This window comes from Sorangium sp. So ce362, from assembly GCF_051519845.1.
Classification (GTDB): Bacteria; Myxococcota_A; Polyangia; order Polyangiales; family Polyangiaceae; genus Sorangium.
This window is the reverse complement of sequence record NZ_CP150332.1, coordinates 9,236,889-9,252,102: the sequence shown is the minus strand read 5'-3', so window position 1 is coordinate 9,252,102 and position 15,214 is coordinate 9,236,889. Positions and strand designations below refer to the sequence as shown.

At 70.8% G+C, this 15,214-nt stretch carries 6 protein-coding genes; 4 read left to right on the top strand and 2 right to left on the bottom strand.

Annotated features, from left to right (window positions below; all coding sequences use genetic code 11):
- Window positions 1–97: 97 nt before the first annotated feature.
- The gene (locus WMF17_RS35630; RefSeq protein ID WP_437645481.1) at window positions 98–1,684 is read left to right on the top strand and encodes a protein kinase domain-containing protein; all 1,587 of its coding nucleotides are present in this window, start codon (window positions 98–100) and stop codon (window positions 1,682–1,684) included.
- A 106-nt stretch (window positions 1,685–1,790) separates the two neighbouring features.
- On the opposite strand, the gene WMF17_RS35625 is transcribed toward WMF17_RS35630, so the two are convergent.
- Window positions 1,791–2,387: a Uma2 family endonuclease gene (locus WMF17_RS35625; RefSeq protein WP_437597823.1), complete on the bottom strand. Its 597-nt coding sequence runs from the start codon at window positions 2,385–2,387 to the stop codon at window positions 1,791–1,793.
- 18 nt (window positions 2,388–2,405) lie between these two features.
- On the bottom strand, window positions 2,406–3,938 hold the full coding sequence (locus WMF17_RS35620) for a helicase HerA domain-containing protein (protein ID WP_437597822.1): 1,533 nt from the start codon (window positions 3,936–3,938) through the stop codon (window positions 2,406–2,408).
- Window positions 3,939–4,597: 659 nt separating this feature from the next.
- On the opposite strand from WMF17_RS35620, the gene WMF17_RS35615 reads away from it, so the two are divergent.
- From WMF17_RS35615 to WMF17_RS35605, 3 genes are all read left to right on the top strand, one after another.
- Window positions 4,598–5,425, top strand: coding sequence for a hypothetical protein (locus WMF17_RS35615; protein ID WP_437597821.1), 828 nt, complete (start codon window positions 4,598–4,600; stop codon window positions 5,423–5,425).
- Window positions 5,426–5,651: 226 nt separating this feature from the next.
- Window positions 5,652–14,762 (top strand): SpvB/TcaC N-terminal domain-containing protein, encoded by a 9,111-nt coding sequence (locus tag WMF17_RS35610; RefSeq protein WP_437645479.1) that lies wholly within the window; start codon window positions 5,652–5,654, stop codon window positions 14,760–14,762.
- A complete protein-coding gene (locus WMF17_RS35605) occupies window positions 14,762–15,199 on the top strand; it encodes a hypothetical protein (protein ID WP_437645478.1) in 438 nt (145 codons plus the stop codon). The genes WMF17_RS35610 and WMF17_RS35605 overlap by 1 nt, the downstream gene beginning before the upstream one ends.
- Window positions 15,200–15,214 lie beyond the last annotated feature (15 nt).

The window sequence follows — 15,214 nt, the reverse complement described above, 5'->3', positions numbered from 1 at the left end:
CGGCGATAGGATCGGGCATGCCCTCCATGCACCCTCTCCACCAGCAGCAGGAGGGCTAGGCTCGGCGAGCGTCGAGGCCCTGCGCTGCACACCCGAGATGTCCGCCTCACGCCCGCGCCGCAAGCACGCCGACTCCGATCCGCTGCCGGAGCTGTTCGCCGGCAAGTACCGGCTCATCCGGATGCTGGGCAAGGGCGCCATGGGGGAGGTGTGGCTCGCCGAGGAGGAGATGACGCCGGGCTTCCTGCGCCGCGTCGCGCTGAAGCGGCTGGCCGCGCGGTCCGAGCTCGGCGACTCCGCGCGCGAGTCGTTCTTCGCCGAGGCGCAGGTGATCGCGCGGCTCGATCACCCGAACGTGGTCCGGCTGATCGAGCTCGGGGACTTCGAGGGCTCCGTGTACCTCGCGCTCGACTACATCGACGGCCCCGCCATCGATCGCGTGCTGAGGAAGGTGGGCGCGTTCTCGCCGCGCGCCGTGGCCTACATCGGCCGGGAGATGGCGAGGGCGCTCGATGCGGTGCACAGCCTGTGCGAGGACGACGGGCGGCGCTACGCGGTCGTCCACCGCGACGTCTCGCCGTCCAACATCCTGATCGCGCGGGACGGCCGCGTCTGCCTGACCGACTTCGGGGTCGCGCGGATCCCGGGGCTCGCGGGCGAGCAGGCCGACAGCGCCGTGTTCAAGGGGAAGCTCCCCTACATGCCCCCGGAGCAGGCGCGCGGCGAGCCGTTCGACGGGCGCGCGGACGTGTTCTCCCTGGGGCTCACGCTCCTCGAGGCGCTGCTCGGCAGCCGCGTGCGCAAGGCCGAGACGCAGGCGCAGCTGATCATGCGCGTCGCGTCGATGCCGAGCCCCCGCGCGCGCGAGCTCCTGCCCGACCTGTGCGCGCCGCTCGCGGACGCGCTCGACGCGGCGACCGAGTTCCGCGTCGACAGGCGCACCGTCAGCGCGGGCAAGCTGGCCGAGGAGCTGGAGCAGGTCCTCCGCGGGATGGGCGAGGGCGCGGAGAATGAGGCCCGGAACGAGCTGAAGGGGCACGTCGAGGCCTACATCGCGAGGGCGGGCTCGCTGAGCGGCGCCGGCGGCCACGCCGCGCCGTCGCTCCCGCCGGCGAGCGGGCCGGGGCAGAGCTCGCCGGACCTCCTGGGAAAGGCGCTGGCCGGCGCCGCGTCCGCGGACCGCCGCTCCGCGTCCGGGGACCGCCGCTCCGTGTCCGGGGACCGCCCGTCGTCGCCGGATGGCCGGCGGAGCGCGCCCTCGGCGCGCAAGAGCGGCGCCCCGCGGCCGCTCGGCGCCGCCGTGGGCGCGCTCTCGGTGCAGTACCTCGATTTCGACGGCCTGGACGACACGCCGCGCCCGCGCGCGCTCGCGGCGTCGAGCACGCCGGAGGGCGAGCTCCAGCGAAGCCGCGCCGCGGTGGAGGCCGCGGGCGGCGCGGCGCAGCAGACCGGCAAGGCGAGCGCGGCGAGCAAGGCGAGCGGGGCGAGCACGCCGATGCAGGCGAGCAAGGTGGCCGTAGCGCCCGCGGGGCGGGGCGACGGGGAGATCACGCCGGACGAGGCGCCTGAGAGCGCCGGGCTCACCGCCGAGCAGCTGCGGCGCAAGCGGAGGATCTTCCTCACGGGGCTGTTCGTGCTGGGGGCGATCGCGACGATCCGCCTGCTGTCCATCTCCAGCTGCTAGCTGAGCCGCGGGGTGGCTTGCGCGCTGCGCGCGCGGTGGGGCAGCCGGCCCGCGGAGGGGAGCGTCGGCGTGAGGGAGCGCGTCGCGCGCTGCCTCGAACGCGGGGTTACTCCTCCGGCTCGTCGTCTCCGAAGAGCACGCCGACATGGAACGCGACGGCGTCGAACGGCTCTGCCCGGACGATCTCTCCCCGCTGCGCCGCCAGGATCTCGATGTAGCCATCCGGCCCCCAGCGATGGACGGCCAGCGTCTCCTCCGCCGGGTCGATGATCCAATAGTGCGGCACCTGGCATCGATGGTAGGTGCGCTTCTTCTTGACGAGGTCGTTGCGCCGGTTCGTCGAGAGGATCTCGCAGATCCAGTCGGGAAGAAGGGTGACGGGGACGCCGGTGGGGCGCTGCGGCGCGCGCTCGCGGCGCCAACCGACGACATCGGGGCGGTACACCTGGCCCGAGGTGAAGGAGATCTCGACCTCGGTGGCGAACCACCAGCCGCCTGGCCAGCGTCCCCCAGGGCGACGGCCGAAGCGGCGGTTGAGGGTGGTCACGAGGTCCGCCTGGGCGCCGCCATGCTCGCCGGTGGCCGCTCCCTTCTCGACGAGCTCCCCGTCGATGATCTCGTGACGGCGGTCCTCCTCGGGGAGGGCGAGGAGGTCCTCCAGCGTGGCGGGCTTGCTGGCGAGTTGCTTCGCGACGCCGCTCATGCCGGCAGCATAGCCTCGTCAGCCGATCTGGAGCGCGCGAAGCACGGCCGCCTCGTTCAGCGCGTGACGGCCGCCCTGGACCGAGGCGAAGCCCGCGCGGGCGAGCGCGGCGAGAGCGCGCGCGGCGCGGCGGATCTCGACCTGGCTGCGCGAGCCGCCGCGCGCCGCGAGCTCCTCCGCGGTCAGCGCCGCGCCGCCGGCGAGCAGCTTCGCGGCCAGGGCGACGTGCGCCGCCGAGCGGGGGGATCGCCGCTGCGCGTGGCTCCTCGCGGCGCTCACCATCCGCTTGACGCCGCGCGCCTCGAGCAACGCCCCGGTCGGCATCGCGAGATCCCGGAGCGACGGCGAGGCCGGCCTCGCGGCGACCTTCACGACCACGCCGCCCGGCGCCGGCGCGGGCGGGGCCGCGAGCGACGCCGGGACGCGGTCCCTCGGCGCGCCGGGAGCGGGCGCCGCGTGCGCGCCGGGAGCGGGCGCCGGCTGTGCGCGCGCTTCGTGGCTCTGGCCGGCGCGCACCACGATCTCGTTCTGGATCACCACCTTGACGACGCCGGCGACCTGCAGCGCGGTGCGCAGCCGCTCGGCCTCGGCCTCGGCTGCCCTGCGCGCCTCGTCGGCCTGCTCGAGCTGCTGCTTGAGGCGGCGGATCTCGGCCCGCAGCGCGGCGCTCGGATCCGGCGCGCGCGAACGCGCGATCTCGTCCGCGAGCGCTTCGCGGAGCTCGTCGATGAGCGTGCTCAGCGTGGAGTCCGCGATCCGCGGCGCGCCGCCGGGCTCGCCGGTCCAGCTCGGCGCGTCGCCGCCGTGGGCGGTGTGGCGGGCGCGCCAGCGCTCGAAGCGCCCGGCGGCGGGCAGGAAGAACTGGCCGGCCGGGAGCGCGCGGAACTCCTCGAACGTGTGGCCGTCGACGAGCGCCTTCACCGCGTCGTAGTCGCGCTCGATCTCGAAGCCGCCGATCGCCGGGAAGTTGAGCTGGCTCATGAGCTCCTTCGAGACGGCCTGCGTGCGCTGGCTCGCGACGACGAGGAGGACGCCGCGCTTGCGGCCCTGCTTGGCGAAGCGGTGCAGGATGTCCGAGGTGAGCGACGCGCCCGACTGAGGCGCGAAGATGTGCACCTCCTCGACAACGACGGCCGCCGGCGCGCGGCGCTCGGACAGGAGCGCCCAGAGCCGCTCGAGGAACGGGAGCGCGGCCTCCTGCTGGGCGCGGTTGGTCGGCTGGTCGGACAGATCGACGACGAGGCCGAGCCCTTCGTCGAGCACCCGCGCGAGCGCGAGCTCCGCCGCGCGCTCGCTGGACGGAAGCGGCAAGTCCGCGTGGGCGCCGCCGAGGACGAGCAGGCGGAACCGCTCCCGCAGCGTGTAGAGCTCCCCCTCGGGATCGATCGCGACGACCGGGACGCCGGCCGCGAGCAGCTCCTCGCAGAGGACCCCGACGCCGAAGCTCTTGCCGCGACCGGACGAGGCCCAGATGCCGACGCGCAGGCCGGTGCGCGCGTAGTCGGAGAGATCGAGTCGATAGCCTTCACAGAGAGAGAGGATGGGGCTCAAAGGGTCGCCTCCCGTGGGGGCACGTGGCCGGTCGCGCTGGCCTGCGGACTGTAGGCGAGCGCGGCGGCGCGTGCGAGTCGAGCGGGCGGTATCGAAAGGAGGTCAGGGGCGAAGGAGCGAAGGACGCCGGGAGGGGGAGGGTCGAACCCCCCGGCGATCGGGCGCAAGACCAGGCCAGATGGCGGCTGACCCCCGCGAGATCGGGTGCAGGGCCAGACGAGAGGGGGGCCGAGCCCCCCGGCAATCGGGCAGGAGGCCAGGCGAGAGGGGGGCCGAACCCCCCGGCAATCGGGCAGGAGGGCAGGCGAGAGGGGGGCCGCACCCCCCCGCGACCAGGGAGGAGGCCAGGCGAGAGGGGGGCCGAGCCCCCCAGCGACCAGGCAGGAGGGCAGGCGAGAGGGGGGGCGAATCCCCGCGACGAGGCGCGGTCGAGGGCCTGACGCGTCTCGCATGCGGCGACCTCGCAACGAGCGTCTTCCGGGCTGGTCGTCACATCGAAGACGGATCCTTCGTCTGCCAGCCGGATACGGTGCGGGGCGCTGCCGCGATGGATCCCGTGCGTCGATTTCGTGCTATCCGCCCGCCAGCCATCGAGTTCTCCTTGCCGGCGGTGGCCCCCATCATTGTAAGTTCCTCCCTTCGCCCGAAGGGAGGATTCCATGGATGCCACGCTTGAATCGATCTTCAACCTGTATGTTTTCACCACCGGTCGCCGGCTGTTCGCCCTCCGGCAGGTCCGCGCCATTGCCAAGGAGCAGCGCTTCACGGAGCTCGTGAAGCACTGCGACGTCGCGATCGAGCACGACCTCGCCGCGCGCGTGCTGGAGCGCCGCTGGGCCGGCGAGCCCGCGGCGACGGGGGCGAACCCCGCCGCCCAGCGCATCGACGCGCTCGTCGACCGCACGCTCGGCGCGATCCGCGATCATGTCGTCGCGCAGACGCAGGGCGCCGCGCCCGACGATCCCATCCACAAGGAGGTCGCGGCGTTCCTGAAACCGCTCTTCCCTGTGAGCGTGCAGGCGATTACGTCGCTTCCGTACGTCGATGAGCTCGCGGCCGTCGACGACATCGTCGCCCTGCTCAAAGGGGAGCTCGCCCCGGCCGCGAAGGAGCTCGGTCTCGGCCGCCTGGTCACCCGCCTCGCGGAGCTCGCGGGCCAGTACCGCGACGCGCTCGAGGCGTCGCCGCCGTCGCTCATCGACTGGGGCCGGGTGCGCGCCGCGCGCGCCGAAGGGCAGGGGCTCCTGCTGGAGGCGGTCGCCATCCTCCTGGGCAAGCACCATGCGCGCACGCGGGAGGGGATCGCGGCCCGGCTCGCGCTGCTCGCGCCGATCCTCCAGCAGAACGAGGCGATCGGGCAATACCTGCGCTCGCGGCGCGCGATCGCCGACGTGAACCCGGAGACGGGCGAGGACGAGCCCGCTGCGCCGGCCACGCCGGCCCCGGCGCAGGCGCCGAGCGAGCCTGAGCTGCCGCCTATCGCGTGACGGTTGGATCCGCCGGCGCGCCGAGCAGCGGTCCCGCACACGGGAGGAAGAGGCGGCTGGCGCCCATAGAAGACGGCGGCGCGCTTTTATTGTTTTCGCCAGGTACGTATTGACACGGTGTGTCCGGCCGTGGATCTCTGTGCGCCAACCAACAGACGTTGCGTGGGGGGGATCTCGAATGCGACAGGCGCGCTGGCTTGTTCGTCTCGTGGTGTTTTGTGCTGTGATGTTGCTGCTCGGGCGGGGGCACGAGGGCATTGCGCTGGCCGGGCCTCCGGAGCCGCGGCTGTTGTTGCCGCTGTCGCCTCCGGGCGGCGGGGTGGCCCTGTCGGCGATCCCTTTGCGGCTGCCGAGCGACGGCGCAGGGGGCCTGTTGCTGGGGCCTCGGTTCGACGCGCCGCTGGTCGAGGACGTGGGGGCGCCCCATGGCGAGATGGTGCTCCCCGACAAGGCGCGGGTGGTGGCGTTCGCGGGGGCTGTCCTGGAGATCCCCGAGGGCGCGGTGGACGAGCCGGTGCGGATCACGATACGGCCGTTGCCCGAGGGCGAGGTGCGGCCGATGGGACGCGCGATGGTCAACGTCACGCCCGGAGGGAGGGCCTATCGCTTCGGGCCGCACGGCCTCAGGTTCAAGAAGCCGGTGCGGCTGACGCTGCCTTATGACGAGCACGCCATTCCACCGGGGATGACGGCGCAGCACGTGACGGGCTTCTATTTCGACGAGTCGCTCGGCAGCTGGCAGGGCGTCGAGCGGGCCGGCGTGGCCGCGGAGGGCAAGCTGGCGAGCCTGACCGACCACTTCACCGATTTCATCGGGGCGACGCTGGCGATGCCCGACGCGCCGGGGGCGCGCTCGTTCGATCCGAGCAGCATCAAGGGGCTCGCGCTCGGCAGCCCGCTCGCCGGGGTGACGCTCATCGCGCCGCCGGAGGCGAGCTCGAGCGGCTCGGCGCACCTGAGCCACCCGATCGAGGTCCCGCCGGGGCGCAACGGGCTCCAGCCGGCGCTCGCCATTCGCTACGACAGCGAGCACCGCAACGGCTGGCTCGGCGTGGGCTGGGATCTGCGGCTGTCGCGGGTGGAGATCGACGCGCGCTTCGGCGTGCCGACGTACGCGACGGAGGAGGAGCGGTATGCGCTCGACGGGAGCGAGCTCGTGCCGGTGGGCGGCGCGTCGAGCGCGTCGCAGGTCTACCGGCAGCGGGTGGAGGGGCGCTTCGCGCGGATCGTGCGCCACGGGACCGGGCCCGACAGCTACTTCTGGGAGGTCACGGACAGGAGCGGGACGACGTATGTTTACGGGCGCAGCGCGACCGCGCGGCTCGACGATCCGGACCCGGGCCGACCGCGCAACGTGTTCCGCTGGTACCTGGAAGAGGTGCGCGACCCGTTCGGCAACCAGATGTTCTTCCATTACGCGCATCGGGTCGAGCCCGCGGGCCCGGCGCCGCACATCGAGGTGCACCCCGAGCGCATCGAGTACACGGCCAACACGTCGCAGGGCGTCGAGGCGGCGTATGCCGTCGACTTCATCTCGGAGGACGGGCGCCCGGATGGGATGCTGAACGGCAGGCCGGGCTTCCTGGAGCAGACAAGCGAGCGGCTCCAGCGCGTGGACGTGCGGTTCGGCGAGACGATCATTCGCAGCTACGCGCTCGAATACACCCGAGGAGATTTCGGCAAGAGCTTGCTCCAGGCGATCGCGGTCTCGGGCGAGGGGAGCCGCGACGGCGAGGGGACGCTCGCGAGCGAGGAGCTCTATCGCCACACGTTCGAGTACTTCACCGCGCCGCGCACGGCGTCGGGGCAGCCCGGGGCGCTGGCGGCCGACGCCGTGACGTGGGGCCAGGTGGGGTCGCAGAACGGGCTGTCGCGCACGGAGGACTCGACCTTCGGCGGCAGCGTGTCGGTGGGGCTGCTCGGCATCGTGAGCGTGGGCGGCGGCGGGTACGGCGGCGACCAGACGACGCGCGCCAGCCTGCTCGACCTCAACGGCGACGGATTGCCCGACTTCGTCGGCGACGGCGGGGACGCGCTGCGCAACCTGCTGCGCCTTCCCAGGGAGAATCACCTCGATCCGTTCCACCTCGGCGGGCTCGACCCGGGCGATCTCGGGCTGACGGACACCTCGGGATGGAGCATTCACGCGGGCATCAACGTGGGCGATGCGCTCAGCGCGTCGGCGGCGTACACGCGCAGCCGGGCGGAGGACGAGCGGGTCGCGTCGGATCTCGACGGCGACGGGTTCCCTGATCTCGTGTCGGTCGGGGACCTCGGGCAGGTCCAGGTCGCGATCAACGATCGACGCGGCGGGTTTCTGGGCGTGCAGGACTGGGGGACCGCCGGCGTCAGCGCGCCGTCGGGCCGCCCGGACTTCGCGCTGGCGTCGCGCGCCGACTTCTATCCGGCGGACCCGATGCTCCGGTGGATCGCGCCGTTCGAGGGGGACGTGCGCATCGGGGGCGTGCTGCAGAAGCAGGAGGCGGGGGGCGACGGGCTGCGCGTGGAGCTGGTGCGCAACGGGGAGCTGCCGCCGCTGTTCGGCCACGTGTTCGGTCCGGACGAGCTCGGGCCGTGCGCGATCGGCGCGGGCGATTGCGGGGGCGCGGCGCTCTCGGTCCACGTGCTCGCGGGCGATCGCCTCTACTTCCGGGTGAGCGCGACGCCCGAGATCGACCCGGAGCGGGCGGTGAACACGACATCCGACCTGCTGTCGTGGAGCCCGTCGATCACCTACGAGGTCGGCGAGGAGCTGCTCGGGCAGGTGGGGCCGGACGGGCGGCCCATCCATCGATTCGAGTACAGGGAGGACCATCGCCTCGGAGGGCGGCCCGAGGTGCCGTGGGTGGCGTCGTCGGACGGCGTCGTGAGCATCACGGGCGATCTGGTGAAAGGGTCGACGAGCGATCAGCTGAGGGTGTCGATCGCGCGGGAGAGCGAGGGCGCGTTCTACAGCGTCATGGATGAGGAGGTGGTGAGCGCGGAGGCCGGGGTGCTGGCGCTCGCGGGACGGCTGCACGGCGATGCAAACGGGCTGATTGGGGTCAAGGAGGGCGATCGGCTGTGGTTCCGGGTGAAGTCGGACGTGCCCGACGACCCGGCGCGCGTCGCATGGGCGCCGGCGGTGGAGTACAGGACGTACTGCCGCGCTGACCGGCAGAGCGGCGAGCGTCGGTGCGGGCCGGTGCAGTGCGGGGTGCAGCCGAACGGCCGCGCCGGCTGCAAGCTGGACAGCGACACGGCCGAGGACGCGCCGCTGCCGGTGGCGCTGATCCAGCAGCAGCCGTACGTGGCGATGCCGGTGCAGCGGTGGACGCCGGGGACGCGGCGCGCGCCCTGGATCGCGCCGGAGACGGGGACGGTGCGGCTCGAGGGGTTGCTGATCGTGCCGGGGATGACGCCGGTGACGCTGCTTGTGCAGGGGGTGCATCGGCTGCTGTACAAGCAGCTGTACGTGGCGCCGAGCAGCGCCGGAACCGCGCTGCCCGTGGCGGTGGACCTGGAGGTCGAGGCCGGCGAGCCGATCTACGTCGCGCTCTACGCGAAGGCGGCGCCCGAGGGTATCCCGCTCCCGGGCAACGCGAACATCGATGGGGCGCCGGTGTGGGTCGCCCGGCTCGTGCCCGACGCGGCGTCCGAGGCGCTGGTCGACGGGGCGCCGCAGGATCCGACGGCGGGGGGGTTCCGCGGCTGGTCGATCGGCTTCATGAACGGAGACCGCGCGTTCTCCGAGGCGAACATCCTGTTTCCGACGCGCGACCCCGAGCGCGGCTTCACGCTCGCGGTGCCGCTCTCGCCGGAGGAAGGCGCGCCGATCTGGGGCGCGGCGGCGTCGGAAGCGTTCGTGGGCGGAGAGCGGGTGTTGCCGTCGGTGGTGGGGCGGCTGTCGGGGCAGCGGCACCGGGGCAGCGTGCGCTACGCAGAGACGTGGAACGCGGAGCTCACGGCGGGCGCAGGCCCGGTGGGAGGAGGCTATAGCTTCGGCAGCACGACGACGGATCTGGAGCTCGTCGATCTGAACGGCGATCGCTTCCCGGACAGGGTGACGCGCGAGGGCGTGGTGCTGAGCACGGGCCGGGGGTTCGGTCCGAGCGCGTCGTTCTCGCTGCCGGAGGCGCTGCGGCGGGTGGAGCACCGGACGGTGCGGCTGAGCGGCGAGCTTGCGTCACTGACGTTCAGCGCGGGAGACGAGGAGGAGCAGACGCTCAACAAGACCGACAGCCGTGGGCGTTCGCAAGGCTACCTGCGCACGAGCTTCAGCGCCGGGACGAGCTACGGGCTATCGGCGGCGCACGTGGAGCTGCTCGACATCAACGGTGATGGGCTTGTCGACCAGGTGGCGCAGAACCCCGAGAGCGGGCAGATGACGGTGGCGCTGAACCTCGGCTACCGGTTCACGGCGCCGGTGCCGTGGCAGCGGGACGCCTTCAACAAGACGAGCTTCAACGCGGGCGCGCTGAACGATGCGCTCGGCGAGGTGCTGGGCTTTTTCTCGGACGCGGCGGGGCCGGAGGCGGTGCGGCTGGAGGATACGGGCGCGCAGAGCATCGGGTTCGGGGCGAGCGCGGGCGGCTCCAGCGGCGGGGTGAGCGCGAGCGTGGGCGCGGGGATCGGCTACACGCGCACGACGGCGCGTACGATCGTGGACTTCGTGGACGTGAACGGCGATGGGCTGCCGGACAAGGTGATGAAGGCGCCGGAAGAGGCGTTCTTCCGGGTGCAGCTGAACCTCGGCGCGCGGTTCGCGGCGGAGGAGCACTGGCCGGCCGGCGACTGGGGAGTGGACCTCGATCCGCTGGAGTACGCGTTCATGGGGAGCGGGGACGCGGTGGGCTTCCGGCGCTCGGAGAGCCACGACGGCAGCGTGTCGCTGCAGGTCTGTTACTTCGTCTGCGTCGGCGGGTCGGTGTACTACTCGGAGGGAACGGGCGCGTCGCACCTCGGGTTCGAGGACATCGACGGTGACGGGCTGGCCGACCACGTGCTGAAGCGGGACGGCGACAGCGCGGTGCGGACGCGGAGGAACGAGATCGGCAAGGCGAACCTGCTGTGGCGGGTGCACCGGCCGCTGGGCGGGAGCGTGGAGATCGACTACCGGCGCGAGGGCAACCTGGTGGTGCCGAGGGAGGTCGCCGGGAATGCGCCGGTGGACGAGAGCGACGACCGCACGGCGGTGGTCGACATGCCGTCGAGCCAGTGGGTGCTGAGCGATGTGGTGGTGCGCGACGGGGTGGAGGGCGTGAGCGGCGCGCACGGGGTGCACACGTACCGGACGCGGATCGAGACCTACGGGGACGGGATCTATCACCGGGACGAGCGGATGGACCTCGGCTACAGGCACGTCACGACGACGGCGCTGGGCGAGGATGAGGATGAGGATGAGGATGGGGATGGGGTCTCCGCGATGGCGGTCGAGGAGGTGGAGTACCGGAACGAGGACATCTACCGGCGTGGGCTCGTGGCGCGCTCGGCCCTGCGCGACGGCGAGGGGATGCTCTACAGGGTGGAGGAGGTCGAGCACCTGCCGCCCGATCTGGGGCAGATCGCGGCGAACGGGTGGTTCTTCCCGAGGGAGACGGCGCGGACGAGCGCGTTCTACGAGGGGACCACGGACGACCCGGGGGCGGTTCACAAGAGCGCGCTGGAGACGCGGTTCTATGATGAGGACGGCAATCTCACGGACGTGTTCTCCTATGGCGAGGAGGGGAGCGCGGTGGACGATGTGCACCACCACATCGGGTATGAGCAGGACGACGCTCCTTATTTCGTGAAGCCGAGCCTCGTGCGGACGACCGACGCGGAGGGCCGCGTGCTGCGAGAGCGCACGGCGACGTACTGGCCGGGGACGGGCGCGCTCGCGACGCTCACGAACGTCATCGCCGGGGGCAAGCGGCCGGACGGCTCACCGTATGCGGGCGACCAGGCGACCTGGCGCTTCAGCTTCGACGAGGTGGGCAACCTCGCGACCTTCACCGATCCGGCCAGCTACAAGCTGACCTACGGCTACGATGCGCTGACGCGCAGCTACCGCACGTGCGTGACCGACAGCTTCGGATACCGCTCGATCACGGTGCCCAACCTGCTGTTCGGCACGGTGGCGCAGGAGACCGACGTCAACGGGCACACGATGGTCCATCGGTACGACGCTTTCGGCCGGCTGACCGGGGTCTGGGGACCGAACGACCTCACCGAGCCGCAGGCGCTTCCGGTTGGATGCACGCCGAGCAAGATCTGGAGCGAGGAAGACCTCAACGGGGAAGGCGAGCCGGCGGTCGGGTTCGAGTACGCGCTCCAGCCCGATCAGTCCGCCGCGCTGCCGGCGTGGGCGAGGACGAGCCACAAGGACGCGGAGCACGCGGGCGATCCGATCGTGACGGTGACGTTCGCGGACGGGCTCGGGCGGGTGATCCAGACCAAGAAGGACCAGGAGCGCGACACGGGTACGGGCACCGAGGTCGGGATGACGGTCAGCGGGGCGGTGCGGTTCGACGCGCTCGGTCGCGTGGTGGAGCAGGGGCAGCCGGTGTTCAGCGTGGAGCCGGATACGGCGTTCACGGCGGTGGAGATGGTGCGGAGCACGCACTTTCAGCACGATGTGCTGTCGCGGACGCGGCTTGTCGAGATGCCGGACCCCAAGGCGGATACGACGGACGGGTACGCGCGGACGTGGGTCGAGCACGACCTTGTGCAGCTCGACGGGCAGCTCATGTTCCAGGAGACGGTGATCGACGCGAACGGCAAGTCGCGTAACACCTACCGGGACGTGGGCGGGCGGATCGCGGCGGTGGAGGAGTGGAACACGATCGACGAGGTGGGCCAGCAGATCGTGACGCGGTACGAGCACAACCCGGTGGGCGAGCTGGTGCGGGTGACGGACGCGCGCAACAACGCGACCACGGCGACGTACGACACGGCGGGCCGGATGGTGGCGCTCGTGAGCCCCGACGCGGGGCGCACGGAGTGGCGGTACGACCTGGCCGGGAACCTTCGCGCGAAGCAGACGGCGGAGCTCGCGTTGCACGGGCAGCTGATCCGGTACGAGTACGACCACAACCGGCTGTGGAAGATCGACTATCCGGTGACGCAGGACGTGGTGTACACGTACGGCGAAGCCGAGGAGGCCGGCGACGCGCAGGGCAACCGCGCGGGGCGGATGAAGCAGGAGACGAGCGCGGCGGGGACGCGGAGCTACCGGTATGACCGGTTCGGCAATGTGGCGGAACTCGTGGCGGAGTTCCCGCGGCTGCGCGAGCCACACCGGGGACCGTACGAGGCGACGCTGAAATACGTGTTCGATTCGCTGGGTCGGATGCAAGAGCTGCACTTCCCCGGGTCGGGCGAGGAGATCGTGCGCTACGGGTACGACCGCGGCGGCGCCGTGGTGTCGGTGGTCGGGGAGAACCAGAAGGTCAATCCGCAGCACCCGAATGAACCGATGACGACGGAGTACCTGAGGCATATCGGGTACGACGAGTTCGGTCAGCGGGTGCGGGTGGTGGCGGGCAACGGGATCGAGACGAAGTACCGGTACGAGGCGTCGACGCGGCGGCTGTCGGAGGTGGACGCGGACCACCGGACGCCGCAGATGCAGCAGATGGGGCGGCCGCCGAGGGCGTTCCAGCGGCTGCGGTATGATTATGACCTCGTGGGCAACGTGCTCGCGCTCGACAACGACGCGCCGTTCGACGAGTCGCTCGGTGGGGCCGTGATGGTCGCGACGACCGAGCAGCGGTTCGCGTACGACGACCTCTACCAGCTGACCGAGGCTTCGGGGACCTACCAGGAGCGGGGGAACGAGCGGCAGGGATACGCGCTGGACATCGCGTATGACGTCCTCGGGAACGTGAAGACGAAGGGGCAGGAGGTGGCCCGGTACGTGCCGAAGTGGGGCGCCCCGGGGGAGTGGCAGAAGCAGGAGCCGATCCGGGAGAGGACGTACCGCAACGAGTACCGCTACACCGGGCCGCGGCCGCACGCGGCGAACCAGGTGGATGAGTTCGTGGTGGCGGAGACACAGCCGCGGCTGCGGGAGCTGTTCTATGACGCGAACGGCAACCACAAGGAGTGGAGATACCGGGGCAGCCCGCAGCGCACGTTGAGCTGGGACGAAGACGGGCGGCTTGTGTCGGTGAGAGAGAACAACCAGGAGATGTCGCGGGCGCTGTACGACGGCGCCGGGGAGCGACGGGTGCACCTGCACCGGGTGGCCGGCGAGGAGGAGACGGCGTACGTCGACCAGCACCTCGTGGTGCGCAACGGGGTGGTGGCGACAAAGCACCTGTTCGCGGGCGAGACGCGGCTCGCGAGCAAGATCGACGCGGACTGGTTCCAGAAGCCGCCGGTGTTGTACTACCACCCGGACCACCTCGGGAGCACGCAGTACGTCACCGACCAGGACCAGCAGCTGAGCCAGCACGTCGAGTACCTGCCGAGCGGGGAGCTGTGGACCGACCAGACGGACTCGCAGTTCCAGAACCGGCAGCCGTACCTGTTCACCGGCAAGGAGCTCGACCTGTCGACGGGGCTCTACCACTACGGGGCGCGGAGCTACGAGCCGCGGCTCGGGGTGTGGATGAGCCCGGATCCGGTTCTTGCCGAGTACATGGCCGGCAGGATCAACGGCGGGGTGTACAGGCCGATTAACCTGGGGCTGTACACGTATGCAAGCAACAACCCTGTGGTCCTCGTTGACCCGACCGGGCAGTTCGATGATGCGACCCGGAAGTTCCTTGCCACGGCGCTTGCAGCGGCACTGGTCGAACCGACGCCTGTCGGAGAGCTGGTCGTTGCTGGTGCGGTCGTTGTAGGATCCATAGGCTACGCGGGTTACTTGATCTTTGATGCTGCCGCGAATGGAGACCCGCCGAAGCCCCCCGAGTCGTTTCCCATACCCGAGGACACGCCCAAGGAGACCGCTGCGCCACCGCCGCCGGCAGCGGGTGGGGGTGGGGCGAAGGAGCCTCCGAAGCCTCCTGCGGCCGTTGCGGCCGAGCCGCCAAAGAAGCCGGAGAAGGGAGGGATGACGATTTCTCGCGCTCTAACTCAGTCCGACTTTGGATTCGAGGGGACAGATGCGGAGATACAGGGAACTTTCCGTGTTAAGGATGGGCGTGCTCTCGTGAAGGTCGACTATATCGGAAGTGTGAAAGGGGTGGGTAGATTGGGGCCGCGCTCCTGGTCACGGCTTCAGGATGCCGCACGCGCAGAGGGAGCGACGAGTGTCCGAGTGGAAACAACACCGGTGATTGAACGGACCGGAAGGCTCTCCAAAATTCTTTCCAAGCTTGGTTTCCAAAGGCGTCCAAACGGGACCATGTTCTATGAGGGAGGACTCTGATGGCAACAATCGAAATGCATGCCAACCGAAACCTGCGGCCGCGGGTTCTCTCCGACGGTAGTAGAAGGGGAATCGACCGATATTTCTCCTTCGGACGTGGCCCGAAGCCTCACTGGTGGGACGATGAGCATCCGCCCGTTGCTGGTCCAATCGTTGGGGTCTACGAAAACTGCAAAGGTTCAGACAGAGATGCGCTGGTAATTGCCGAGGAAGGGTTGACTGTTCTCTGTGAATCCGAGGTTAAGTCATTTAAATTTGCCGATGTTGCACGGCTGGTACTTCCAGTGAAGGAACCTGTGTCTCTTTCGCTCTGCGTGTGGCTGCGCTCCGGAGCTCGCTTTGAGATACCGCTTTACGATCCAGTTGGCATAGCGTTCGATTTCTACCGTTTTCTCCTCAGCGCAGTCGGAGAGCAACGGCGGCCGGAATCGCCATAAGCGGCCTTCAACACG

Bases quoted from the DNA above. Each gene is read 5' to 3' on its own strand.
- WMF17_RS35630 (WP_437645481.1), top strand. From the start codon at position 98: ATGTCCGCCTCACGCCCGCGCCGCAAGCACGCCGACTCCGATCCGCTG.
- WMF17_RS35615 (WP_437597821.1), top strand. From the start codon at position 4,598: ATGGATGCCACGCTTGAATCGATCTTCAACCTGTATGTTTTCACCACC.
- WMF17_RS35605 (WP_437645478.1), top strand. From the start codon at position 14,762: ATGGCAACAATCGAAATGCATGCCAACCGAAACCTGCGGCCGCGGGTT.
- WMF17_RS35610 (WP_437645479.1), top strand. From the start codon at position 5,652: ATGTTGCTGCTCGGGCGGGGGCACGAGGGCATTGCGCTGGCCGGGCCT.
- WMF17_RS35625 (WP_437597823.1), bottom strand. From the start codon at position 2,387: ATGAGCGGCGTCGCGAAGCAACTCGCCAGCAAGCCCGCCACGCTGGAG.